The 24,513-nt window shown below is 72.5% G+C and carries 21 protein-coding genes and 1 pseudogene; 11 read left to right on the top strand and 11 right to left on the bottom strand.

Translation table 11 applies throughout. The features are described from left to right. The first annotated feature begins 2 nt into the window (after positions 1 to 2). Positions 3 to 2,951 carry an FAD-binding and (Fe-S)-binding domain-containing protein gene (locus AC3AGO_RS03235; protein ID WP_487818558.1) on the top strand — a complete coding sequence of 983 codons (2,949 nt, stop codon included), beginning with the start codon at positions 3 to 5 and terminating at the stop codon, positions 2,949 to 2,951. A 27-nt stretch (positions 2,952 to 2,978) separates the two neighbouring features. On the opposite strand, the gene AC3AGO_RS03230 is transcribed toward AC3AGO_RS03235, so the two are convergent. Beyond that, the gene (locus tag AC3AGO_RS03230; RefSeq protein ID WP_487818557.1) at positions 2,979 to 3,389 is read right to left on the bottom strand and encodes a hypothetical protein; all 411 of its coding nucleotides are present in this window, start codon (positions 3,387 to 3,389) and stop codon (positions 2,979 to 2,981) included. 249 nt (positions 3,390 to 3,638) lie between these two features. On the opposite strand from AC3AGO_RS03230, the gene AC3AGO_RS03225 reads away from it, so the two are divergent. Further along, complete coding sequence (locus AC3AGO_RS03225) at positions 3,639 to 5,090, top strand: MFS transporter (RefSeq protein ID WP_487818556.1); 1,452 nt, start codon at positions 3,639 to 3,641, stop codon at positions 5,088 to 5,090. A 109-nt stretch (positions 5,091 to 5,199) separates the two neighbouring features. Further along, the gene (locus AC3AGO_RS03220; protein WP_487818555.1) at positions 5,200 to 5,904 is read left to right on the top strand and encodes a DUF5701 family protein; all 705 of its coding nucleotides are present in this window, start codon (positions 5,200 to 5,202) and stop codon (positions 5,902 to 5,904) included. Positions 5,905 to 5,952: 48 nt separating this feature from the next. Here AC3AGO_RS03220 and AC3AGO_RS03215 read toward each other — a convergent pair whose 3' ends face one another. Together AC3AGO_RS03215 and AC3AGO_RS03210 are read right to left on the bottom strand one after the other, a co-directional pair. Continuing rightward, the gene (locus AC3AGO_RS03215; protein WP_487818554.1) at positions 5,953 to 6,318 is read right to left on the bottom strand and encodes an alpha-L-rhamnosidase C-terminal domain-containing protein; all 366 of its coding nucleotides are present in this window, start codon (positions 6,316 to 6,318) and stop codon (positions 5,953 to 5,955) included. A gap of 91 nt (positions 6,319 to 6,409) precedes the next feature. After that, entirely contained in the window at positions 6,410 to 7,114 is a 705-nt protein-coding gene (locus AC3AGO_RS03210; protein ID WP_487818553.1) for a DNA alkylation repair protein, read from the bottom strand. 515 nt (positions 7,115 to 7,629) lie between these two features. On the opposite strand from AC3AGO_RS03210, the gene AC3AGO_RS03205 reads away from it, so the two are divergent. Continuing rightward, entirely contained in the window at positions 7,630 to 9,066 is a 1,437-nt protein-coding gene (locus AC3AGO_RS03205; protein ID WP_487818552.1) for a voltage-gated chloride channel family protein, read from the top strand. Between the two features lie 67 nt (positions 9,067 to 9,133). Here AC3AGO_RS03205 and AC3AGO_RS03200 read toward each other — a convergent pair whose 3' ends face one another. The 3 genes from AC3AGO_RS03200 to hisD form a co-directional block, all read right to left on the bottom strand. Beyond that, positions 9,134 to 9,814 (bottom strand): PepSY domain-containing protein, encoded by a 681-nt coding sequence (locus tag AC3AGO_RS03200; protein WP_487818551.1) that lies wholly within the window; start codon positions 9,812 to 9,814, stop codon positions 9,134 to 9,136. Positions 9,815 to 10,101: 287 nt separating this feature from the next. Next, on the bottom strand, positions 10,102 to 10,380 hold the full coding sequence (locus AC3AGO_RS03195) for a hypothetical protein (RefSeq protein WP_487818550.1): 279 nt from the start codon (positions 10,378 to 10,380) through the stop codon (positions 10,102 to 10,104). Positions 10,381 to 10,673: 293 nt separating this feature from the next. Beyond that, positions 10,674 to 12,035 (bottom strand): histidinol dehydrogenase, encoded by a 1,362-nt coding sequence (gene hisD / locus AC3AGO_RS03190; RefSeq protein ID WP_487818549.1) that lies wholly within the window; start codon positions 12,033 to 12,035, stop codon positions 10,674 to 10,676. A gap of 89 nt (positions 12,036 to 12,124) precedes the next feature. Here hisD and AC3AGO_RS03185 point away from each other — a divergent pair, with 89 nt between their 5' ends. Further along, positions 12,125 to 13,123 carry a LacI family DNA-binding transcriptional regulator gene (locus tag AC3AGO_RS03185; protein WP_487818548.1) on the top strand — a complete coding sequence of 333 codons (999 nt, stop codon included), beginning with the start codon at positions 12,125 to 12,127 and terminating at the stop codon, positions 13,121 to 13,123. A 171-nt stretch (positions 13,124 to 13,294) separates the two neighbouring features. Further along, positions 13,295 to 14,395, top strand: coding sequence for a sulfite oxidase (locus AC3AGO_RS03180; RefSeq protein WP_487818547.1), 1,101 nt, complete (start codon positions 13,295 to 13,297; stop codon positions 14,393 to 14,395). A gap of 61 nt (positions 14,396 to 14,456) precedes the next feature. Here the strand turns inward: AC3AGO_RS03180 and AC3AGO_RS03175 are convergent, their stop codons facing one another. After that, positions 14,457 to 15,059: a response regulator transcription factor gene (locus AC3AGO_RS03175; protein ID WP_487818546.1), complete on the bottom strand. Its 603-nt coding sequence runs from the start codon at positions 15,057 to 15,059 to the stop codon at positions 14,457 to 14,459. Next, entirely contained in the window at positions 15,056 to 16,201 is a 1,146-nt protein-coding gene (locus AC3AGO_RS03170) for a sensor histidine kinase (RefSeq protein WP_487818545.1), read from the bottom strand. Before AC3AGO_RS03170 ends, AC3AGO_RS03175 begins: the two co-directional genes overlap by 4 nt. A gap of 216 nt (positions 16,202 to 16,417) precedes the next feature. Here AC3AGO_RS03170 and AC3AGO_RS03165 point away from each other — a divergent pair, with 216 nt between their 5' ends. The 3 genes from AC3AGO_RS03165 to AC3AGO_RS03155 all read left to right on the top strand — a co-directional run bounded on the left by AC3AGO_RS03165 (position 16,418) and on the right by AC3AGO_RS03155 (position 18,790). Further along, entirely contained in the window at positions 16,418 to 17,314 is an 897-nt protein-coding gene (locus AC3AGO_RS03165) for an ABC transporter ATP-binding protein (protein ID WP_487818544.1), read from the top strand. A 46-nt stretch (positions 17,315 to 17,360) separates the two neighbouring features. After that, complete coding sequence (locus AC3AGO_RS03160) at positions 17,361 to 18,080, top strand: ABC transporter permease (protein WP_487818543.1); 720 nt, start codon at positions 17,361 to 17,363, stop codon at positions 18,078 to 18,080. A 251-nt stretch (positions 18,081 to 18,331) separates the two neighbouring features. Further along, positions 18,332 to 18,790 (top strand): NUDIX hydrolase, encoded by a 459-nt coding sequence (locus tag AC3AGO_RS03155; RefSeq protein WP_487818542.1) that lies wholly within the window; start codon positions 18,332 to 18,334, stop codon positions 18,788 to 18,790. Positions 18,791 to 18,864: 74 nt separating this feature from the next. Here the strand turns inward: AC3AGO_RS03155 and AC3AGO_RS03150 are convergent, their stop codons facing one another. Beyond that, on the bottom strand, positions 18,865 to 19,725 hold the full coding sequence (locus AC3AGO_RS03150) for a helix-turn-helix transcriptional regulator (protein ID WP_487818541.1): 861 nt from the start codon (positions 19,723 to 19,725) through the stop codon (positions 18,865 to 18,867). A 132-nt stretch (positions 19,726 to 19,857) separates the two neighbouring features. Between AC3AGO_RS03150 and AC3AGO_RS03145 the strand changes: the two genes are divergently transcribed. Beyond that, entirely contained in the window at positions 19,858 to 20,850 is a 993-nt protein-coding gene (locus AC3AGO_RS03145; protein ID WP_487824521.1) for an aldo/keto reductase, read from the top strand. 68 nt (positions 20,851 to 20,918) lie between these two features. On the opposite strand, the gene AC3AGO_RS03140 is transcribed toward AC3AGO_RS03145, so the two are convergent. After that, positions 20,919 to 22,190 (bottom strand): MFS transporter, encoded by a 1,272-nt coding sequence (locus AC3AGO_RS03140; RefSeq protein ID WP_487818540.1) that lies wholly within the window; start codon positions 22,188 to 22,190, stop codon positions 20,919 to 20,921. A gap of 100 nt (positions 22,191 to 22,290) precedes the next feature. Between AC3AGO_RS03140 and AC3AGO_RS03135 the strand changes: the two genes are divergently transcribed. After that, on the top strand, positions 22,291 to 23,220 hold the full coding sequence (locus AC3AGO_RS03135; protein WP_487818539.1) for a LysR family transcriptional regulator: 930 nt from the start codon (positions 22,291 to 22,293) through the stop codon (positions 23,218 to 23,220). A gap of 78 nt (positions 23,221 to 23,298) precedes the next feature. Here the strand turns inward: AC3AGO_RS03135 and AC3AGO_RS03130 are convergent. Further along, a pseudogene (locus AC3AGO_RS03130) lies at positions 23,299 to 24,506 on the bottom strand (threonine synthase). Positions 24,507 to 24,513 lie beyond the last annotated feature (7 nt).

Here is a 24,513-nt window from a genome sequence, read left to right as displayed (position 1 = left end):
CCGTGCCCACCCCCTCGCCCCCCGCAGCCGACCGGCCCGGCGCCGGAGGACAGTCCGGCCACGACGTCACCACGGAGGAACTCGCCGCGGCGCTGCGGGCCTCCGGCCTCACCGAGGTGGACAGTTCACCGCTGGCCCGGTCCCTCTACGCCTCCGACGCCTCGCTGTACCGGATACCGCCGCGCGCGGTCGTCTTCCCCCGGCACACCGACGAGATCGCCGCCGCCCTCGCCGTCTGCACCCGGCTGGGCGTGCCGCTCACCATGCGCGGCGCGGGCACGTCCATCGCGGGCAACGCGATCGGGCCGGGCGTCGTCCTCGACACCGGCAGACACCTCACCCGCGTCACCGAAATCGACCCCGACAGCCGGACGGCAGTGGTCGAACCCGGCGTCGTCCAGGCGTCGTTGCAACGTGCCGCCGCAGTGCACGGCCTGCGGTTCGGCCCCGACCCCTCGACACACAACCGGGCCACCATCGGCGGAATGATCGGGAACAACGCCTGCGGCTCCCGTGCGCTCGGCTACGGCCGCACCAGCGACAACGTACTGGGCCTCGACGTCCTCACGGGCACCGGGGAACGCCTGCGTACGGGCGACATGCCCGCACTCCCCGCCTCGGCCCCGGCCGCCTCCGGATCCGCTCTCCCGGAACGTCTGCGGCGCATCGTCGGCGACGAACTCGCCCTCGTCCGAACCGAGTTGGGACGCTTCACCCGGCAGGTGTCCGGCTACTCCCTCGAACACCTGCTGCCGGAGAAGGGCTTCGACATCTCCCGCGCGCTCGTCGGCAGCGAGGGCACGCTCGCCCTGACGCTGGGAGCCCGCCTCCGGCTCGTACGCGACGAACCCGCCCGGGTGCTCGTGGCACTCGGCTACCCGAGCATGGCCGACGCCGCGGACGCGGTGCCCGCGATCCTCCGCCACGCACCCGTGGCGTGCGAAGGGCTCGACGCGCGGATAGTCGACACCGTGACAGCCCGCAAGGGAAGACAGGCCGTTCCCCGACTGCCCCGGGGGTCGGGCTGGTTGCTGGTCGAACTGGCCGGGCAGAGCATCCCGGCGCTGACGGACGCGGCCCGCCGCGTGGTCGGCGACGCGGAAGCGCTGGACGCGCTGACGGTGACCGACCCCGCGCACACGGCGGCACTGTGGAAGATCCGCGAGGACGGCGCGGGCCTCTCGGCCCGTTCCTCCGCGGGCGACCCGGCCCACGCCGGCTGGGAGGACGCCGCAGTCCCGCCCGGCCGACTGGGCGCGTATCTGCGGCAGTTCGAGACCCTGCTGGCAGACCATGAGCTGACCGGAGTGCCGTACGGACACTTTGGCGACGGCTGCGTACACATCAGGATCAACTTCCCGCTGGGCGCCCGGGGAGGCACCGGCAGGTTCCGGAAGTTCCTCTTCGAGGCCGGCGAACTGGCGGCAGGCCACGGCGGATCCATGTCGGGCGAACACGGTGACGGGCGCGCACGGGGCGAACTGCTTCCCCTGATGTACTCCCCGGCGGCCCTCTCGCTCTTCGAACGGGTCAAGGGCCTCTTCGACCCGGCGGACCTGCTCAACCCCGGCGTCATCGTGCGCCCCGACCCGCTCGACCGCGCGCTCCGGCTCACGGAGGAACCGTCCCCGCCCCCGCGACAGCGGCAGCTCGCCTTCAGCTACGCACACGACCGCGGCGACCTGTCCATGGCCGTGCACCGCTGCACCGGAGTCGGCAAGTGCCGCGCCGACACGACGAGTTCCGGCGGCGTGATGTGCCCCAGCTATCTGGCCACCCGCGACGAGAAGGACTCCACGCGCGGCCGCGCCCGCGTGCTCCAGGACGTCGTCTCGGGCCGGCTCGGGCCGGACGGCTGGCGTTCGCAGGAACTGCACGACGCGCTCGACCTGTGCCTCTCCTGCAAGGGCTGCTCCTCCGACTGCCCCACAGGCGTCGACATGGCGCAGTACAAGGCCGAAGCACTGCACCAGCGTTACCGGCACCGGCTGCGCCCGCGCGCCCACTACGTACTGGGACAGCTCCCGCGCTGGGCCCGCGCCACAGGACGGATCCCGGGCCTCGCCCGGCTCGCCAACGCCCTGACCGGCTCCCGGCTCCTGCACACCGCGATCACCCGGGCGGCCGGGATCGACGCACGACGCGCCCTGCCCGCCTTCGCCCTCACCACCTTCCGCCAGTGGTTCGCCCGGCGTCCGGCCACCACCGGCCGCGGCAGGTCCACACCGGACAACGGCGACGTCGTCCTGTTCGTCGACACCTTCACCGACGCCTTCGCCCCGGCGACAGGGCGCGCGGCCGTCGCCGTCCTCGAGGACGCGGGCTACACCGTCACGCTCACCGGCCGGCCGGTGTGCTGCGGACTCACCTGGATCTCCACCGGGCAACTGGACGGCGCCCGGCGGCAGATCCGGGCGACCGTGCGGGAGCTCGCCCGGCACGTGAACGACGGCGCGCTCGTCGTCGGCCTGGAGCCGTCCTGCACCGGCGTATTGCGCGCCGATGCCGCCGAACTCCTCGACGGGGACGACGCGGAGGCTGCGGCACGGGTGGCCGCCGCCACCCACACGCTCGCCGAACTGCTGGTCCGGACGCCTGACTGGGCTCCGCCCGACCTGACAGGGACGCAGGCCGTCGCCCAGCCGCACTGCCACCACCACGCCGTCATGGGCTGGGACACCGACGCGGGCCTTCTCCGCAGTGCGGGTGCCGACGTCCGACGGCTCGGCTCCTGCTGCGGCCTGGCGGGAAACTTCGGCGTCGAACGCGGCCACCACGACGTCTCGGTCGCCGTGGCGGAGCAGCAACTCCTGCCCGCCGTACGCGAAGCGGAGCCGGAAGCCGCCGTGCTGGCGGACGGCTTCAGCTGCCGGACACAGCTCGACGCCCTCGCCGGCCGCGGCGGCGAACACCTCGCCGAACTCCTGGCACGGCACCTCCCGCACGGGTGAGACCACCGGAGCGCGGCGCGCCGGTGCTCACGGCACCTGGCGCGGTGTGATGCGGCGATAGGCCCTGGCCGCGTTGACGACCCGGGCGACGAGCGTGCCGAGGCATGCCGCGGCGGCGAGGACGACGAACCGGGCAGCGTCGAGACGGCCCTGCCAGGTGAGCTCGCCGCGTGGCGCGACGCCGTAGAAGTTGAGGAACAGCCAGCACACGAGGGCGACGCCGAGAGCGGCGTGGAAGCGGGCGGACACCCCCAGCAGCGCGGCCAGGGCGCTCAGCGCACCGAGGACGACGGAGGTTCTCGACAGGCCGCCCATGACGCCGAGTACGGAAACCAGCAGCACGGAACCGGCGACGGCGGCCCCCCAGAGCAAGGGCCCCGCGACCGGCTCGGGCACGGCCTTGAGGGCGGCGGTACGTACAGGACGCCACGCGATCACGCCCGTCTCCCTCCCGGCTCGTCTCCCGGCGAATGCCCGCCTCCTCGTGGAGATCTCATGGTGCCAGGTCCGAGGAGAGCCCCTCCGCCGGATCCGACGAAAGGCCCCCGGCGGCCCCGCAGGTGTGCTCACCGTCCCGGCTTCGGTAACGCCGTGACCGAATAGCGCCAGCGTGGCGTTGCCTTCTGCCGCACCGTGGGCCCGGTCGCCGATCTCCGGCAGCCGGGGGACGCGAGAAGGGAACGCCTCATGGTCATGCGGGTCTTCAGCCGTGCGGATGCCGCGGAAGCGGTGTCCGCCCCTGCCCGTGGGCCGGGGCTCGGCCTCGCGCTCATGCTGTGCGCCCAGTTCGTGGTCATGCTGGACGCGTCGATCGTCACCGTGGCCGTTCCCGGTATCCAGCACGACCTCGGCTTCTCCGCGACCGGCGTCCAGTCGGTCGTCACCGCCTACAACACGGCCTTCGGCGGCACGCTGATCCTCTGCGGACGGATCGGTGATCTGCTGGGCCGGCGCCGGGTGTTCGCCCTCGGGATGGCCGCGTTCGCGCTCACCTCGCTGCTGTGCGCATTCGCGCCGAGCGCCGCGACGCTGGTGGCCGCGCGGGCGTTGCAGGGGTTCTCGGCCGCACTGGTCGCGCCCACCGCGCTGTCCCTGCTCACCACTTCCGTCCCGGAGGGGCCGCAACGGGTCAGGGCGATGAGCAAGTTCGGCATCGCCACGGTGCTCGGCTTCATCAGCGGCCTGGTCCTCAGCGGTCTGCTGGTCGAGGCCTGGGGATGGCCCGGCGTCTTCTACGCCACCGTGCCGGTCGGCATCGCCGCGGCGCTGCTCGCGCCCCGGTGGATCGCGCCCGCGCCCCGCCGCCCGCACCGCGTGGACGGGGCCGGCGCCGTACTGATCACGCTGGGCGTGACGGCGATCGTCGCGGCTCCCGCACAGGGAGCGGCAGCCGGCTGGACCTCACACCAGTGCCTCTCGCTGCTGGCGGCCGGAGCCGTACTGCTGGCGCTCTTCGTGTGGCAGGAGCGCCGGCACCCCGAACCGCTGGTCCGGCTCGGCCTGTTCCGCTCCCGCACGCTGCGCGCGGCGAACGCCGTATCGCTCTTCTCCGGGATCAGTTCGGGCGCCGCGTATCTGCTGACGACCATGTATCTCCAGGAAGTCCTCGGATACTCCGCGCTGCGGGCCGGGCTGCTCGTCGCCCCGGCCGGTGCCCTGAACCTCGCCTTCGGCCTCGTCATCGGCCGCCTGATCGGCCGCATCGGGCTGCGTGCCGCGATCACGGCGGCGTGTTTCTCGTCGGGGCTGCTCATCGCCCTGGTGGCCACGCAGACGTCGGCCACGCCGCGAACGGCGGTTCTCGCCCTGGCACTTCTGCCGATGGGCATGGCGTTCATGGCGACCACGGTCACCTCCACCCTCGCGGCGACCTCGGGCGTCCGCGACCACGAACAGGGGCTCGCCGCCGGGGTACGGCAGACCTCCTTCCAGCTCGGCATCGCCCTCGGCGTGGCCGTCCTCATCCCCCTCGCCTCCCACCGGGCGCTCGCGCTGCAGGCGAGCGGCGCGGCCGGCGGGCACGCGCAGGGCCTGGCCGAGGGCATCCAGCTGGCGCTGTATCTGCTCGCCGCCCTGGGCGTCGCAGCAGGGCTGGTGGCCTTCGCCGGGGTACGCCCCGGCACCACACGCTCGCGCTGAGAGGAAGCGGAGACGTACGAAACGCTCCGCGTCCGGGGCGACGGGAATGTTCGTCGGGGGTGCTTCGTTGGGATTGCGCCACTCCATGTCGCCAGCCCCTGGGAGCATCGTGCCCGAAACCTCGCCGGTCGCCTCCGCACCTCTCCCCGTACTCCCCGCCCTCGGCGCACAGGCCGAGCGGCTGATCGAGCTGGGGGTGCACGAGATGGCCGGACTGCCGGCCGCCGAGCTGCGCACCTTCGCCGAAGCCGCTGAGGCCGCGGAAGCCGCCGGCACCACCGGGCACCCCGCGGGCGGCGAGGGCGTGCTGCTCGCCGTCCACCCGGACCTGGCCCCCGCCTCCGCCCTCGCGCCGCTGCTCCGCCACGACGAGAAGCCCGGCTTCGTCGTCACCGACATGCCCGACGTCGACCTCTTCACCCCGCTGGACACGGTCGCGCTGCCCGAAGCCCCGCTCTACCTCGTCACCGGCCCCGATCGCGGCGACCGGATGGCCAACTGGAGCCCGAACGAGGCGCTGCCCGCGCTCACTTCGGAGGCCCGTACGCCGCTGCTGGTCACCGAGGGCATCCACTGGCTGCTGCAGCAGCCCGCCGTTCTGGAACGCAACCACTGCTTCATGACCATCGGCTCCCGCCTGCGCAAGGCCGGCGGTGCGCTGGACGCCCGCACCCCGGCGCTCTGGATCAGCAACGGCACGGGACGCGACGGCCGCGAGCGGCGCAACGCCCCGAAAGTCGGCTGGTGCTGGGCGGGCAACCGGCACACGTGGCTGGGCTTCGCCTCGGCGACGGGCCGCCGCGCCCAGGACTGACACCCGTGAAAGACGGGAGGGGCCGGACACCGACCGGCCCCTCCCGCGTCAGCGCACCGTACTGGTCAGCCGGTACCGCCCCGACGGCAGCGCGAACGTCGCCTTCCCGTCCGTGAATTCGACGAGCCGCACGCCGTCCACGCGCTCCAGCGGCGTCCGCCCCTCCCGCACAGCGGACGCGGAGACGGCAGGCAGGCTCAGTGTCGCCTCACTGTTGGCGGGAACCACCGCCTCGTACGTCAGCGTGCCGTCCTTGCCCAGCTCCCACGTGCTGGTGATCTCGCCGTACGGGGAAAGGTACCGGCCCGAAGCGCGGGTGACGGCGCCCGTCGGGTCGGGATGCGGCCGGAGCCGGAACCGCTTGAAACCGGGGTGGTCCGGGTCGCGCGCGATGCCCGCCACGGAGGCGTACATCCACTCGGCGATCGCGCCGTAGGAGTAGTGGTTGAAGTGGGCAACCGTAGGCGCCGGACGGGCTGCGCCCCAGGCGTACCCGCCCCGCCGGTCACCCGCCGATGTTCTTCAGCGCCTCCCGCACGGACAGCGGCGACAGGCGGTCGCGGTGGGCGGCCACGAAGTCCCGCACCGCGCCGGGGTCCGTCTTCGCGTACTCCCTCAGACACCAGCCGATGGCCTTGCGGAGGAAGAAATCGGGGTGGCCCGCACGGCGCAGGCAGTATCCGAACAGCCGGTCCGTGTCGGTCGCCTGCCGGAAACGCAGTTGATGGAGGAGTGCCGTGCGGGCCACCCAGATGTCCGGGTCGTCGATCCACGCGTCCATGTCCGCGCGCAGCGCCGGCTCCGCCGCGACCAGGCCGCCGACCACGTGCGAGGCGAGAGCGTCGACGGTGTCCCACCAGGAGTGCGTCGTGATCAGGTGACGGGCCGTCGGGAGTGCGGCGGGCGTGAGGACGCGGACGTGACCGCGGAGATAGTCCACGGCGAAGTAGTGGTATTCGCGCTCGGGAAGCTCCCAGCAGCGCAGCGCGACGGCTGTGCAGTCCGCCTCGTCCGGGCGGCCCGTCCCGGCCAGTACGGACCGGGACAGGGAACGGCGTTCGGGCGTGGGGATGCCCAGGAAAGGCGCGACGTCCTTCATGTACGCGCGCATCCTCGCGGCCTGCTCCGGGTCGGCGGCCGAGGCGTAGGCGGAGGTCAGCCGGCCGAGGACGGTGTCGGCGAGAGGGCTGGAGGGAACGGCGTCACGCATGGCCGCACCTTATGGCGTGCCGGTGACAGTCGCCGGTGTGCGGCACCCGGCACACGGGTCCGGACGGCGCCCTCCCCGGGCGTGCACTCCGGGGACGACACCGCGGTGCGTCCGCCCGTCCCCGGCCGCCTTCGGTGTGGCGGGCACCGTGGTCATGCCCAAGAGCGGCTTCCCCTCCCCGGTGGGGATCGGCGGCCTCCTGCTGCGGAGGTCGCTGCGCGGCTGAGCCGTTCGTCCCTTCGTCGCACGCGCCAGGTCGCCCAACCCCGCGGGCCGTTGTGCCGCATCCATCCCTGACGCACGCTCAGAACCTCTGCATACGGACGCCCTTGCGACGGGGCCCGGACGGCAGGCGTGAGTCGACCGTACGGGGCGCGGCCCTAACCCGGAGGGGTCCGACGGCTTGCTGCGCCACGGGTTCCACCGCAGGCTCGACGTGTGCCGAAGCCGACGCCCGTGTCCGGACCCCCGGACACCTGAGGGGGAATCAGCGTGTCTGACGAGACCGGCAGTTCATGACGTCGGGGCAGAGCAGGGGAGAGGCGCCCGACGACTCCGGGCCCGGGACGGAGCCCGACCCCGCGCCCGGGGCGACGTCCAGTCCCGCGCCCGCCGACGCCGCGTCGGAAGCTGTGCCTGACCCCGCGCCGGAGGCGGAGCCCGCGCCCGAGCGGGCCCTGCACGAGGTGCTGCTCAGCCGGGACTACCGCAAGCTGCTGCTGTTCTGCGTCCTGCTCGGCGTCCCCGTCGCCCTCGCCTGCTTCTTCTTCGTCGGCCTCCAGCACGAACTGCAGCACGCCGTGTGGGAGTCGCTGCCCGACGCGCTCGGCTACGACCAGGCGCCGTGGTGGTGGCCCCTGCCGGCCCTGCTGCTGGGCGGACTCCTCCTCGTACCGATCGTGACCCGGCTGAGGGGCGGCGGGGGTCACCTTCCGGTGCACGGACTCGGCGGCGGAGAACCCGCAGGTCCCGGCGACGTCCCGGGAGTTGCTCTCGCCGCTCTGGCCACCCTGCCCCTGGGTACGGTCCTCGGCCCCGAGGCGCCCCTGATGGCAGTGGGCAGCGGTCTCGCACTGCTCGCCGTACGACGGGTGCAGAATCCCGACCCGCGCGCCAAAGCCGTACTGGCAGCCGCCGGATCGACCACGGCCATCTCCACCATCCTCGGCGGCCCTCTCGTCGCGGCGCTGCTGGTCATCGAGTCCGCGGGGATCGCCGGCCCGCAACTCGTCATGCTGCTCCTGCCCTGCCTGCTCGCCAGCGCGACAGGGGCCCTGGTCTTCACCGGATTCGGCCAGTGGACCGGCCTGAAGGTCGGCGCCCTCTCCCTGCCCACCGTGCCACCGGACGCCCGGCCAGATCTCGGCGACTTCCTGTGGGGCGTCCCGCTCGCCGCGCTCGTCGCGGTCCTGCTCGTCCTGGGACGGGGGTTGGGGCACCGGGTGGCGGACTGGGTGTCACCGCGCACCGCGTCGCGTACGGTCATCTGCGCGCTCGCGGTGGGAATTTGCCTCTCCGCTTACGCACTGCTCACCGGGCGAAACCCCGAGGAAGCGGCACTCTCGGGACAGGCGATGCTCGGCGAACTGGCCGCGCACCCGCATTCCTTGTCCCTCGTCGCCATGATCGCCCTGGTGCTGTGCAAGGGCCTGGCCTGGAGCATCTGCCTGGCCGCGTTCCGCGGCGGCCCGATCTTCCCGGCCATCATGCTGGGCGCGGCCATCGCCCTCACCTGCGCCGGACTTCCCGGACTCGGCGCGACGCCCGCGCTCGCCCTCGGGGTCGCGGCGGCCACGGCCGCCATCACCGGACTCCCGCTGTGCAGCGCCGTCCTGACCGTGCTCCTCCTCGGCAGCGACGCCCACAATCAGATGCCGCTGATCGTCGTGGCCTCGGTCGTCGCCGTCCTGGTCACCCAGTGGATGAAGGGCCGGAAGACCCGCACCCCCTGACAGTCGCCGAGGGAGCGAGACACCATCTCGCTCCCTCGGCGGTGCGGGCGGGCGGACTGACGCCTTGTCAGTCGTCGTCGCCGTCGTCGTTGTCGTCCTGGTCGACGTGCTGGTCGAGGACCTTGCCGTTGCCGGCGTCGAGGGTGACGTCGTGGCTCTTGTGGTCCTTGCCGAGGACGTCGACCTCCCAGACGGGGGAGTGGCCGCGGTCGTTGTCGTCGAGGTCATAGGAGACGACGGTGCCGGGGACGGTCTTCAGGGCCTCGCCGGTGGCCTTGTCGTGGCCGACCTTGTCGGCCTTGACCAGGGCCCGGGCCTCGGCGGCGTCCTGGGCGGCGTCGTCGTCGCGGTCGGCGTGCTCGTTCAGCACCTTGCCGTTGCCGGCGTCGAGGGTGACGTCGTGATTCTTGTGGTCCTTGCCGAGGACGCCGACCTCCCAGACGAGGGAGCCGTCGCGGTCCGCGTCGTCGAGTTCGGCGGAGGTCGCGGTGCCGGGAACGGCCTTGAGGGCCTTGGCCGTGGCCTCGGACTGGCCGATCTTGTCGGTCTTGACCTGCGCGCGGTCCTTGGCGGTGTCGTCCAGGTGGCGCTCGTTCTGCGAGAGCTGAACCGAGGAGTGCGGGGCCGGGGCGCCGTCGTCGTCCGCGAAGGCGGTCGCGGCACCCGTACCGCCGATCAGTGCGATGACGGCGGCCGTGGAGAGGACGACGACGCGGGGGGCGAGCGTGCGCTTGGCGGTGGCGTTCATGGGGACGTTCCTTCGGATCGTGTCGCGGTCTCGTTCCGCCGGCGGGCCCTGTCGCGCCCTTCCGACATGCACCACAGTGGCGAACCGGACCTGAACGGAGCCTGAAGCCCGCTGAAGCGCTCTTCAGGTTCCGCAGCGCGTGATCCGCTTCCGCAGCGCGTGATCCGCGATGACCTGCGCCGCCGTGACCGCCGGCTGCGCCCCGCGGAGGCCGGCCTCTGCCGGCCCGCCCCACACAGGGCGCGCCGAGACGAGGGCCACGACCCCCGCGGACGGCTGCGGATCGCTCAACGGCCGTCGTTCCGATGCGCCTGCTGCGGCGGGCTGTACGGGGCGGGCCGCCCGTACGGGTGCTGCCGGGTGCGCTGTTGAGGGATGTACGCGTGCGTGCCGTGCGCGGTCGGTACGAAGCCGGAGCAGTCGTCGTGGACGCGCGTTATCGAGACTCGGCGGCGGCGTGCGGTCAGGTAGACCGGTGTCCACAGGCCGACGGTGCAGATGATGGCCGTCCAGTGGAAGCCGGTCAGCAGCCATCCCATTCTGCGCCGGGTCTTGATTTTGGGCATCGGTGAACTCCTCGCATGGCGACGGTAGATGCCCGTGTGACCGTTGAACGCGGTAAAGGGTTGTATGACCGCTTCTGTGATGTGTGGCCGCCCCGATGAGCGGCCGCGCCCCCGGCATGGCGAGAGCGCCGCCGCGTCGTCACGTACGACGCTCTCGCCACGCTGATGGCCGCTGTCCCAGGAGGAGTTGAACGGCCCTCACACGACCGGCGCGGCCTCCGCCCCCGACGGCGCCGCAGAAGAGCGCTCCTCCAGGGGGCGCCGGTACGTCTCGGGGGCCGGTGGGGGCGGGGTCAGCGCGCGGCGGGCGCGTGGTCGGGGGCCCAAGTCAGCGGCGCGTCGGCGTACTTGGCGGCGCGTACGTCGCCCGAGCGGGCGTGGCCCTCGAAGAGCTCGACGCGCGCTGCGCGGCCGCACACCTCGCCGAGGTGAGCGCTGGAGGCGGGGTCGGTGACCTCCTGGTAGGTGACGGTCTTGAGGTACTTGCCGACCCACAGCCCGCCGGTGTAGCGCGCGGCGCCGCGGGTGGGGAGCACGTGGTTGGTGCCGATGACCTTGTCGCCGTAGGAGACGCAGGTGCCCTCGCCGAGGAAGAGCGCGCCGTAGTTGCGCATCTTCTCCAGTGCCTCGCGGGGCTGTCGGGTGAGGACCTGTACGTGCTCGCTGGCGTACTCGTCGGCGAGCCGGTAGGCGGCGTCCAGGTCGTCGACGACGTGGACCTGCCCGTGGTCGCGCCAGGCCGGCCCGGCGTTGTCGCGGGTGGGCATGCCCGGCAGCAGCTTGTCGACGTGCTCGATGACCTGGCGGCCCAGGTCCTGCGAGGTGGTGATCAGGACGGCGGGGGAGTCGGGGCCGTGCTCGGCCTGGCTGAGCAGGTCGACGGCGACGGTGAACGGGTCGGCGTGCTCGTCGGCGACGATGAGGATCTCGGTCGGTCCCGCGAAGAGGTCGATGCCGATCTCCCCGTACAGCTGGCGCTTGGCCTCGGCGACGAAGGCGTTGCCCGGCCCGGCGAGCATGTCGACGCGGTCCATGGTCTCGGTACCCAGCGCCATACTGACCACGGCCTGGACGCCGCCGAGGAGGTTGATCTCGTCGGCCCCTGCGAGGTGCATGGCGGCGACGGTGGCCTCGGGCACCTCGCCGCGGATCGGCGGGGTGCAGGCGACGACGCGGGGGACGCCCGCGGTCTTCGCGGTGAGGATGGTCATGTGCGCGGAGGCGAGCAGCGGGTAGCGGCCGCCGGGTACGTAGGCGCCGGCGGCGGCGACCGGCAGATGCTTCTGGCCGAGCCGTACGCCCGGGAGCGTCTCCACCTCGAACTCGCGCATGCTCGCGAGCTGTTGCTCGGCGAAGTGCCGCACCTGGTTCTGCACGAAGCGGATGTCGTCGAGGACCTGCTCGGGCACGCGGGCGACGATCTCCTGGATCCGCCCGGGGGAGAGGCGGAAGGCGTCGGGCTGCCAGCTGTCGAACCGCGCCGAGCAGTCGCGTACGGCCGCGTCGCCGCGCTCGCGGACGTCCTTGATGATCGCGGCGACCTTCTCCTGGACGTCGGTGTTGGCGGCCGCGGCGGTGGTCTGCGGCGTGGCGCTCTTGAGGGTCAGCGGCATGGTCGGCTCCTTGATGCGCACGAGGAATGGGTACGTATTCATGACGCGGGACGGAACACTAGCCCGCTAGTGTGGGTACGTAAACACCCTGTTTCCCGCGGCGGAGCCGCCCCGTCCCCTTGGAGGACCGCATGGTCACCAGCCGCGACGTCGCCCGGCTCGCCGGGGTCTCGCAGGCGACCGTCTCCCGGGTGCTGCAGAACAGCAGCAAGGTCTCCGACAGCACCGCGGAGCGCGTACGTGCCGCCATGGCCGAGACCGGCTACCACCCGCACGCGGCCGCACGGACCATGCGCACCCAACGCACCGGCACCGTCGGCGTGGTCGTCTCCGACATCACCAACCCCTTCTATCCGCAGCTGCTGGAGGCCGTGGCCCACTCCCTCGAACAGGCGGGCCGGCGCATGGTGTTGTGGAACGCCGCCGGCAGCGGACAGGACGGGGCGCTGGCGGCGCTGGAGGAACGCACCGTGGACGGGCTGATCTTCACCGCCGCCACGGAGCAACTCCCCGCCGGTACGGGCTCGGCGGGGCCCGTCGTCCTCCTCCACCGCGGTCTGGAGGACTCCCCGTACGACCAGGTCACCGCCGACAATGTGCAGGGCGGCCGGCTCGTCGCCGACTATCTGGCCGATACGGGGCACCGCCGCATCGGCTACCTCGCGGGACCGCCCCGCCCCAGCACCTCCCGGGAGCGGGAACGCGGCTTCACCGAGCGGCTCGCCGAACGCGGCCTGCCCCTCGAACCCCAACTCACCGCGTACGGCGGCTTCGACCACGGCACCGCCCGTACGGCCATGCGGGACCTGCTCGCCCTGGCCGACGCGCCCACCGCCGTCTTCTGCGCCAACGACCTCACCGCACTCGGCGCCCTCGACGGCGCGGTCTCGCTGGGCCGCCGCGTCCCCGACGACGTGTGGGTCGTCGGCTACGACGACATCGCCATGGCCGCCTGGGACTCCTTCGACCTGACCACCGTGCGCCAGCCCACCGTCGAGATGTCCCGCGCCGCGGTCGCCCTGCTCCTGGACCGCATGAAGGACCCCGAACTCCCCCTCCGGCGCCGCACGTTCCCCAGTGACCTGGTCATCCGCGGCTCCTCGGCCCACACACCCGCGGGGCGGGACTGACGGGGCCTGCGGTGCGGGCGGGTCGAGGTACGGGCCGCCCACTTCGCCAGGGCCCCGCGTCGCGGACACCCCACCGTGGCGGTTATGCGGGGCTAGGGCATAGGGCGCGGTTATGACCTCATAGGGGTGCGGGTCCTACTGGGCGGGAGGCCGTCGGGCCACTGTGGAAGCATGGAGACAGAGAGCAGGATCGACGTCACGCCGAGCGGAGTCGTCAAAACGGTCTCGCCGGAGTTCATGGAGGACACGGGAACCGGACTCGACTTCGGTACCCGGGCGGACCGGATGCCGGGCCATCTCACGCCGAACGACCGCTTCTTCATCCGCAGCCACGCTCCCACTCCCCGGATCGACGCTGACCAGTGGTCGCTTCGGATCGAGGGTGACGCCGTGGGGTCGCCTCTCACGTACACCTACGACGACCTGTGGCGGGAGTTTCCGCTGGTGTCCGTCACGCGCACCATCGAGTGCGCGGGCAACCGCCGTGTGCTCTTCGGCCGGCAGTACGGTCAGCACATCCGCGGCACCCCGTGGGGCCGTGGCGCCGTCAGCACGGCCGAGTGGACGGGCGTACGGCTGCGCGACCTGCTCGAAGCGGCGCGGCTCAGTCCGGACGCACAGGATGTGATGCCTGTGGCGCTGGACGAGTCCGGCGCCCGGCGGCCGATTCCCCTGACCAAGGCGATGGCCGACGACACCCTGCTCGCGCTGGCCATGAACGGGGAGACCCTGCCGCCCGATCACGGCTACCCGGCCCGCCTCGTGGTCTCCGGCTGGCTGGGCGCGGCGAGCATCAAGTGGGTCGGCAGGATCGAGGTGTCGTCCCGGCCGCTCCAAGTGCCGTGGAACACCGAGGACTACGTGCTCATCGGCCCCGAGCATCCGGTGAGCGGTGCGGCCCTGGGTACGCCGATCAACGCGCTGCCGGTGACCAGCCTGGTGGAGCTGGACTGGCCCGCGAGCCTGAGGTCGCAGCCGCAGATCATCCGCGGACGGGCCTTCGCCGGGGAGCACCGGATCGCCGCTGTCGAGTACCGCATCGACGGTGGCCCCTGGCACACGGCCCGGCTCACCGGCCCCCAGGAGCCGGGCTGTTGGACGCGCTGGCAGTTCGAGTGGAACCCCGACCGCGGCGAGCACTCCATCGCCGTACGCGCCACCGACGACCAGGGCCGTACGCAGCCGGACTGTGTGGCGTGGAACGAGCTGGGCTACCTCTACAACCAGGTCGTCGAGCACCCCGTGCAGGTCACGTCCGACGCCGCCTGCTGAACGACGCCGCACGTGCAGTGCCGGCCGGCGAACGGTCACCGCACCCCATGGCGGAAACGCCTCACAGCCAGTCGTGTTCGCGCGCGTAGCGGGCCGCCTCGTGGCGGGTGCGGGTCTGGGTCTTCTGCATCGCGTTCGAGAGGTAGTTGCGCACCGTGCCGTCGGCGAGGTGGAGTTGGGCGGCGATGTCGGCCACCGAGTAGCCCTCGCCGGTCGCGCGCAGCACGTCGGTCTCACGGTCGGTGAGCGGGCAGTCGTCGACGACGGCGAGGGCGGAGACGTCCGGGTCGATCCACCGCTTGCCCTCGTGCAGGGTCTTGATGACCGCGGCGATGTGGGACGGCTCGGCGGACTTGCTGACGAAGCCCTGTACGCCGAGCTTCAGGGCCTTGCGGAGCACGCCGGGCCGGGCGTGCCGGGTCAGCATGAGGATCACCTGGTCCGGCCGGGTCTCGCGGATGGAGGCGACGGCGCCGAGTCCGTCCACGCCGGGCATCTCCAGGTCGATGACGAGCACATCGGGCCGGTGGTGCAGCGTGGCGGTGACGGCCGCCGCCCCGTCCTCCGCCTCGGCGAGCACCGTGATCTCGCCTTCGAGGGGGAGCAGGGAGACCAGCGCCTTGCGGAGCAGGACCTCGTCGTCGGCCAGCACGACGGCCGTCATCGCCCGCCCTCCCGCGCCGTGGCCTCGCGGTGCGGGAAGGCCGCAGCCGTCAGGAAGCGCCCGTCGCTCTGCTCCACCGTCAGTTCGCCTCCGTTGCCTGCCACGCGTTCCTTGAGGGTAGCGAGCCCGCCGAGCTCGAAGTGGAGATCGTCCGGCACGCCGTCGTTGACGATGGCGATGCCCGAAGCGGACAGCGTGATCCGTACGTGTCCGGCCTGGGCGTGCCGCAGGATGTTGGTCGTCGTCTCCCGCAGGACCTGCCCGAGCAGTTCGCCCGCGCCGGAGTCGACCTCCGCCTCCCGCTCGATGTGTACGAGGATGCCGGCCGCTTCGAAGAGGTTCTTCGCGTTCTCCAGCTCCGCGGGCAGGTTGAGCCGGTGCTGGGCGTGGGCGAGTTCCTTGGTCCGGTCGATGGTGTCGCCGACCAGGGCGTGCACCTCGCGCAGCTCCTCCTCGACGCGGTCGATGTCGCTGTGCAGCAGCTTCTGCGCCAGCACGATCTTCAGCTTCACCACGTGCAGGGTGTGGCCCTGGATGTCGTGCAGATCTCCGGCGAACCGGATGCGTTCGCGGGCCACGGCCAGCTCCGCCTCGCGCTCCCGCGACTCCTCCAGCTCGGCCACGGCGTCGTAGAACCACTGGTTGGGGAACATCAGCCCCGTCACCACCACCGTGACGCCGGTGGGGATGATGACGTACTGGATCAGTACGTCGAGGACCTCGTCCTGCGTCACCAGCAGCCGCAGTGCCCCGATGGCGGCCATGAGCACGGTCAGCGCCAGGGCGGCCGGACCCTGGTGGCGCGGCAGCTGCGGGATCACGAGGGGGCCCACGAGCAGCAGGCTGTAGAACGCGGTGTGACAGCCCGTCAGCAGAACGCCGACGACCCACACGGCAGTCGCGACGGTCAGGCAGGGGAGCGCGACGCGCAGCAGATCGCCGGAGGTCCACCGTACGAAGGCGAGCAGGCCCGCTGCCACGCCCACGCTCAGCATGGCCGCTTCCCACCAGTTCCGGGCGTCGACCGCCACCAGCAGCACCCCGACGACGGCCAGCGGCGGGAGCAGCATGATGCGATTGAGCCGGCGCAGCCGGCCCTTCGTCCCGATGTGCTCGACCCGTACGGGGGTCTCGCTCCTCATCGGTCCGCACCTGACCGGACCGTGAGGCGGATGCGCGGGGGCCGGGTGTCCATGGGGGGTGCTCCGGGATCGAACAGCATGATCTGCCCAGTATTCTTCGGGCGCCGCCGTGCCACCAGTGACACTGCGTCATGCCTGCGCCGTGACATTCCCGGGGGTGGAGGCATGACACAGCGGTACTGGTGACGGGACGCGGCACCGGGTGGGATCGGGGGCATGTCCTCCACACCAGTCATCGACGTCGAACATCTCCACCTCAGCTACGGCGACTTCCACGCCGTGCGGGACGTGTCCTTCCAGGTGCGCCCGGGGGAGCTGTACGCGCTGCTCGGCACGAACGGGGCCGGCAAGACCTCGACCCTGGAGATCGTCGAAGGTCACCGCACCGCCGGCTCCGGCACCGTACGGGTCTTCGGCCACAGCCCGCGCGACCGGCGCACCGTACGGCCCCGGATGGGCGTGATGCTCCAGGAGAGCGGCTTCTCACCGGACCTGACGGTCAAGGAGACCGTCCGGCTCATCGGCAGGCTCACCGGTCGCGACGACCGGGTCGAGCGCGTACTGGGCATCGTCGGCCTCAGCCGCAAGGCCGCCACCAAGGTCTCCCAGCTCTCCGGCGGCGAGAAGCGCCGCCTCGACTTCGGCACCGCCGTCTACGGAACACCCGAGCTGATCTTCCTGGACGAGCCGACCACCGGCCTGGACATCCAGTCGCGGGACGATCTGTGGAACGCCGTGGACAAGCTGCGCGAGGCCGGCTCCACCATCGTCCTCACCACGCACTATCTGGAAGAGGCGCAGCAGCGCGCCGACCGGATCGGGCTGATGCACCAGGGTGCCCTCCACCGCGAGGGCACCGTCGCGGAGCTGACGCAGACCCTGCCGGCCGCCATCCGCTTCTCCCTCGCGGCGCCCGCGCCCGAGCTGCCGCTGCAGGCCACGCGCGAGGGCGACGGGAAGTTCCTCATCGAGACCTTCGGCCTGCAGAAGGACCTCCACACGGTGCTGCGGTGGGCGCAGGACAACGCGGTGGAGCTGCGGGAGCTCGAAGCCGGACCGACACGGCTCGACGACGTCTTCCGCGCCATCGGCGGCGACTCGGCCGCTTCCTGATCCGCCCTCCGCGCCACAACACCCCTACGTAGCAAGGACGTTCGTCATGCTGTCGATCGCGCTCAGTGAGCTGATCCAGATCTTCCGGAACCGGCTCGTGCTGGTCTCCAGTTTCATCATGCCCGCAGCGGTCAGTACCTTCTTCATCTACCGGCACGAGCTCTTCGCGAAGGTGGCCGGCCTCGGATACATCGCGGCGGTGGTGCTGTTCACCGTGGCCGCTTTCGGGCTGTACGCCGCCACGGTGACCACGCTGGCCTCCCGCCGGCAGAACCTCTTCCTCAAGCGGCTGCGCTCCACCGCGGCCGGCGACACCGGCATCCTCTCCGGGCTGCTGCTGCCCGTCTCCGCCATCACGCTGCTCCAGGTCACCGTCATCATGACGGTGCTGGCCGCGGTCGCCGGCGAGCCGGCCAACGTACTCCTGCTGGTGGCGGCCGTACTGGCGACGCTCGTCATGATGCTCGGCCTGGGGCTGGCCACAGCCGGACTGACCAACTCGCCCGAGCACGCCCAGGTGACCACGCTGCCCATCAGCCTCGGCGTCATCGCCGTCGCCAGCTGGGTCGGCATCTCCGGCACCGAGGAACTCACCCTGCTCAAGCGGCTGTTGCCCGGCGGCTCGGCCACCGAACTCGTCGTCAACGCCTGGGACGGCGGTGTCGCCGTCACCGACTCCCTGATCCTGCTGGCCCCCACCCTGGCCTGGGTCGTCGTCGCCGTCGCGCTGGCCGCCCGCCTCTTCCGCTGGGAACCGCGCCGCTGACGCCCTCCGGGGCGTGCACGATCGGGGGCCCGCCGGACGCGCCGCGTCAGTTGGCTCGGCGGGCGGTGATGCCGCCGCGTACGAGCGGGCCATGTTCCCCCGCAGCGTCGAAGCCGCCACCGAAGGCAACCAGCTCCACGACCACCTCTTCGGCGCCGGCATGCCCCACGGCCTGGTGGCCGCCTTCAACGAAGCCGCCCCGACCCCCTGAACGGCGAGGGCGTGGGCCTCGGGTGGCCGACAATGCCGGGATGGCCCACCCGCGTATCCGCGTCGCCGCGTACGTGATCCGGCCGCGTGCCGTTCCCGGCCTTCTGGTCTTCGACCACGTCGGGGTGCCCGATGCGGGTACGCAAGTCCCGGCGGGCGGCGTCGAATCGGGCGAAGAGCCGGAAGAAGCCGTCCTCCGCGAGGTTGCCGAGGAGACGGGGCTGCACACAGCCACCGTCGTCCGACGGATCGCCGTGGAGGACAAGCCGCATCCCGCCACGGGGGCGCCACGGCGTACCGGCTTCTTCTTCCTCCGGGCGCCGCCCGGCACGGCCGATGGCTGGGAGCATCCGGTGCACGGGGCCGGCGAGGATGCCGGCCTCCTCTTCGCCTGCCGCTTCGTTCCGCTCCCTCTGCGGCGGCCGTTGGCCGACCAGCAAGACGCCTGGCTGGGCCACATCGACCCGCGCTGGACCACCGAGGCGCGCGAGGGTCCGTGACCCGCGGCGTCACGGCCGCTGATCGCCCTGGCCGTACGCCTGACACTCTGAGCCGCACCGGCGCGGGCGGGGGCTCACCTTACGGACGTGTCCGTACCTCCGGCCGGGAACTCCTCGATGCCCAGCACCTCCAGCAGTTCCAGCCGCTCGCGGGTCTCGGCGTCCGCCGGGGTGAGCACGAGCAGTTGCTGGCCCAGGTCGGGGGTGACCAGGGTTTCGCAGTCCATCAGGAGGCGGCCCACCTGCGGGTGGAGCAGGGTCTTGCGGTCGGCGCGCCGTACCGCCACCTCGTGCTCGGCCCACAGCCGGCGGAAGTCGGCGCTCGCGGCCTGCAACCGTTCGACGAGCCCGGCGACCACCGGGTCGCCGGAGCGGCGGCCGGCGACCGCGCGCAGATCGGCGACCAGCTGACGGGACTGGTGTTCGGCCTCCTCGGGCGGGTGCGCTGCACGTGTGTCGGGGTCGGTGAACCAGCGGTGGACGAGATAGCGCCGGTCGCCGGAGAAGCCCGAGAGATCGCCTGTCAGCAGGAGCCCCGCCCGGTTCTGGGCGAGGACCTCGCCCAGGTCGGACAGCACCAGGGCCGGGGTGTCGCCGAGCAGGTCGAGCATCCGCAGCAGCCCGGCGCGGGCCAGCCGGGCCACCTCCTCGGCGGGCGGGGGCCGGTGCCCAGCCAGGTGGAAGAGGTGGGCGCGCTCGTCGTCGGAGAGGCGCAACGCCCGGGCCAGCGCGCCGAGCAGCTGGGTCGAGGGCTGCGAGCTGCGGCCCTGCTCCAGGCGTACGACGTAGTCCACCGACATGCCGGCGAGCGCGGCCACCTCCTCGCGGCGCAGCCCCGCGGTACGGCGGCGCGGCCCGGCGGCGATGCCGACCTCGGCCGGGCGGATCGCCTCGCGGCGGTGGCGCAGGAAGTCGGCGAGCTCGGCACGTTGCATGCCCCCATGGTCCCCCGCGGGCGCGGGCCGATCCAGGGAGCGCCGCTCCCAGGATGAACGCTCCGCTCCCGTACATCGGGGCGCGGCCCCAGGGTGGGTGCCAGACCGACGACGAAGGAGCATGCGATGCAGATGCAGACACGAACCCTGGGCAGCACAGGACCGGCCGTCTCCGCACTGGGCCTGGGTGCGATGGGCATGTCCGACGCGTACGGAGCGACCGACCGCGCGGAGAGCATCGCCACCGTGCACGCCGCGCTGGAGGCCGGCGTCACGGTGTTCGACACCGGCGACTTCTACGCCATGGGCCACAACGAGCTGCTGCTCGCCGAGGCGCTGCGCGGCCGGGACCGCGACAGCTACCAGCTGAGCGTCAAGTTCGGTGCGCTGCGCGGTCCTGGCCACATGTTCGGCGGGACCGACGGCCGCCCGGAGGCGGTGAAGAACTTCCTGGCCTACTCGCTGACCCGGCTCGGCACCGACCACATCGACATCTACCGCCCGGCCCGGCTGGACCCGGACGTCCCGATCGAGGAGACCGTCGGTGCGGTCAAGGAGATGATCGACGCCGGGTACGTGCGCCACCTCGGCCTCTCCGAGGTCGACGCGGCCACCCTCCGCCGCGCCCACGCCGTACACCCCGTCGCGGACCTGCAGATCGAATACTCGATCATCTCCCGCGCCGTCGAGGCCGACGTGCTGCCCACGCTGCGCGAGCTGGGCATCGGCATGACCGCGTACGGCGTGCTCAGCCGCGGCCTGATCTCCGGGCACTGGTCTCCCGACGGGGCCGCCGCCGACGACATGCGCAGCTTCAGCCCGCGGTTCGCCGAAGGGAACGTGGAGCACAACCTGACCCTGGTGGACGCGCTGCGCCGCGTCGCCGAAGCGAAGGGGTGCACCGTCGCCCAACTGGCCATCGCCTGGGTGGCATCCCAGGGCGGCGACATCGTGCCGCTGGTCGGCGCCCGTACGCGCGCGCGGCTGGCCGAGGCGCTGCCCGCGCTGGACGTGACCCTCACCGCCGACGACCTCACCGGGATCGAGAAGGCGGTACCGGTGGGCGCGGCGCGCGGCGACCGCTACCCGTCGGCGTTCATGTCCCAGCTCGGCGTGGGGAACTGACGGAGGGTCTGCTGTAAGGGCCCGTGAGGCGGACCTCGCCGTGGTCAGGGGCCACGGCGAGGTCCTGTTCAGCCGGCGTGCGCCTGGCGGGTGCCCCGGTGGGCGAGGGCCGCCAGGGTGACCACGGCCAGTACGGCGGCCACGATCAGGATCGTCGCCGGAGCGAAGATCCCCGCGAACAGGGTGATCACGTAGGGGGCGAGGAAGCCCAGGTAGGCCAGCGTCCAGAAGTACGAGGTCAGCCGCGCGAGTTGGTGCGCCGGGGCGAGCGCGGCGACCTCGGTGAGGCCGTACGAGACGCACAGCCCGTACCCGGCACCGAGCACCAGCGAGGCGAGCAGGGCCACCACCGGCTGGGCGTGGGCCGCGGCGAGCGCGGCGATCAGCAGCCCCAGCGCGACGGCGGCCAGGCCGATGACTCCGGTCGCGATGCGGTGCCGGGCGGCCAGCAGACGGGCGCACGGCGCCATGACCATGCCGGCGCCGGGGGTGACAGCGGTGATCACCCCGGCGTACACGGTCTCCCAGCCGGACAGATCACCGTCGACGAGCCCGGGCAGCGTGGCGAAGGCGATCGCGGGAGCGATGAAGACCCACGGCGCCACCGGGGCGACCAGCCGCCAGAAGCCGGCCCCTGCCGTACGACGTTCCGCGCCGCCGTCGGCGGTCAGTGCGGCGTCCTGAGACCCCCGGATGTCAGGTGCCCTGGTCTCGGGCGCTCGGGCTGCGGCCAGCGCCGCGAGCGCGGAGAGCAGCAGGTGCGGAATGTAGGCGGTGACCATCGGGTGCGGGGCCCACTGGGCGATCAGCGCGGCGGCCAGCCCTCCGGTGGCGAAGCCCGCGGAGAGGAACAGTCCCGAACGGCGGGCCGCCACCCCGGGGTTGGGGGCGCTGCCGTACGGGGGCGAGGAGAGCTCCTTGATCCAGGCGCTGCCCGCGGACAGCAGCGCGCCCGCGCCGATCCCGGTCAGGAACCGTCCCGGCCACAGAAAGCCCGTGGCGACGGGGCCGGTCATCAGCAGGCAGGTGGCGACGACGGAGGCCGCCAGGGCGCAGAAGACCACGGGCCGCCGGCCGCGCCGGTCCGCGAGCGGGCCGCCCAGCAGCAGGCCGGGGACGAGCCCGAGCACGTACAGGCCGAACAGGGCCGTCGTACTCGTCGTGGTCAGACCCAGGTCGCTGCGGTAGGCGCCCAGCAGGGCGGAGAACTGGTTCGCGCTCCAGCCCGACGCCGTCATCACCCAGCCCGCGCGCATCCAGTTCCGGGGAGCGCCCGGAGCCGGGGACGGCGGGGCGGGGGCGGTGGTGAGTGGGGGAGTGGCCGTGGCGTTCTTGCTCATACAGACGGTTGTACATGCCATCCAGTGCCGGGTGCCGCCCCCGTTCACGAATCCTGAACGCGGCCGTGACCAGGAAACTCACGGACGTATCGTGGTTGGTATGGATCTGCGCAAGCTGTCCTCCTTTCTTGCCGTGGTCGAGGAGGAGCACTACGGACGGGCCGCCTCCCGCCTCTTCCTCTCGCCCGCCGCGGTCACCCAGCACATCCAGCAGCTGGAGCGCGATTTCGGCGCCCGGCTGCTGGACCGCGGCCACGGGCCCGTCGTCCCCACCGTGGCCGGACAGCGCCTCGCCTCCCACGCCCGTACGCTGCTCGCCGCGGCGAACGCCGCCGTCGAGGACGTCACCGAGGCCGCGCTGATCCCACGGGCGCCCTGCCGTCCGCTGCGGGTGGGCGTCATGGGGCACGGCTCGGCCGAGGTGACCCCGGCCGCCGTCAACGCCTTCCGCCGCGCCCGGCCCGAAGTGCCGCTCGAACTGGTCCAGTTGACCTTCACCGAACACCTCAGCGCGCTGCGCGAGGACCGCGTGGACGTGGCCTTCGTCCGCCCCGCCTTCCAGGCCGAGGGCATCGACGTCGACATCCTCACCACCGAACAGCGCATCGTCGCCGTCCCCGCCCGGTCCGCCCTGGCCGACGCGGCCCGTACGGGTGTCCGCGTCGCCGACGTGCTCGACCTGCCCTTCCTCCAGCTGCCCTCGCACACCCCGCGGAACTTCACCGACTACCTGTACTTCGAGGCCGGCGAACACCGCGCACCCGACTGCGCCCTCACCCCGCAGGACGTCCTCACCAGCGTGGCGGCCGGCCGCGGCGCGGGCTCGGGCCTGCACTCCTTCGCCCGCTACTACCCGTGGCCCGGCACCCGTTACGTTCCCGTCCTCGACGCCCCCTGCGCCCAGAGCGTCCTGGCCACCCGCACCACCGACACCAACCCCGAAGTACGCATCTTCCGCGCCCTCACCACAGCGCTGGCGCGCGAGATGGGCACCGTGGAGAAGTGCGAGCCGGGCGGCCCGGGGGCCTGACGCCTTCGCGCTTCGTGGCGAGGCCGTGCGTGGAGGCGAGGTCGTCCGTAGCAGCGAGGTCTTCGTGGGGGCGTGCGCTCACGCTCCGGGGATGCCCGCCTCCCGCAGCCGGGGGAGCACCGCGTCCCAGGACGGGTCCAGGCCCTCGGGTGTCCGGGCGCCGACGCCCCGGTTCTTGAAGCCGCTGGAGGTGGAGACGCACACCACGGGCCCCTCCTCCGTCGCGCCGTGCGCCCGCAGGCCCGCGAGTCCCGCTGCGGCGGAGAGCTCCGCCCACATGCCCTGACCGGCCAACTCCTGTTGCGCGGCGCGGAGTTGAGCGTCGGTGAGCAGGAGGGCCTCGCCGCCGCTCTCCTTGACCGCGTGCACCGGTAGCCGCCGACAGGGGTGTCGATCGCATACGCGTCCGTTTCCCCCACCGTCACCTGGGCTGCCGGACGGTCCTGCCGCAGCGCCGCAGCGAGCGGGCCGCCAGCGGCGGGCTCACAGCCGTGGACGCGCGGTACGTGTGCGGTGAGGCCGAGTCGCCGCAGCTCCGCGAAGCCCTTCCAGATGCCGAAGAGCATCTCGCCGTAGCCGCAGGGTGCGAACACCGCTGCCGGAGCGCCGAGTTCGGCGAAGATCTCGTACGCGATGGTCTTGTATCCCTCGGGCCCGAACGCGTGCCCGGTGTGGGTGGCGGTGAGGTTGGAGACCGGATGCAGACCGCACCGCTCCACGATCTTCCGCATCAGCGGCCACCGGGCCTCCTGCGGCACCGGCAGCACCAGAGCGCCGTACGCCTCGACGAAGGAGGCCACCGCCGGAGGCATGCCGGCCGAGGCGAGCACCACGCACCGCAGCCCCGCGCGGGCCGCGTACGCCGAGGCCGAGGCGGCGTGATTGCCCGACGAGGCGACCACCACGCCGGGCGCCCCGGCGCCGGCCGCGGCGCTCACCGTGACGCGGTTGAGCCGGTCCTTGTGGCTCCATGTCGGGTTGCGCGACTCGTCCTTGACGTACACGCCCTCCCCGATGCCGACCAGCGGCGTGCCGCCCTCGCCCAGCCCCGGAGCGGTCAGCGGCGGCAGCAGCGGGGCCCAGCGTTCCAGTCCGGTGCCGGGAACCGTACGGCGCACCGCTTCCGGTTCCACCTCCCCGTAGGCGTAGTCCACTTCGACCGGCCAGGCGAGGTGCTCGGTGCTGGTACGGGGGCAGCCGCTGGTGAGCGGCGGCCACAACGGATAACGGATACCGGGGTCCCCGAGAGACCGCTGCCCCGTGGCAAGTGAACGCTCCGAAGTCATGGCCGCA

It is taken from the genome of Streptomyces sp. BL1, from assembly GCF_057628045.1.
Note: the sequence above shows the minus strand (reverse complement) of the source record. Positions and strands in the feature narration are given on the sequence as shown.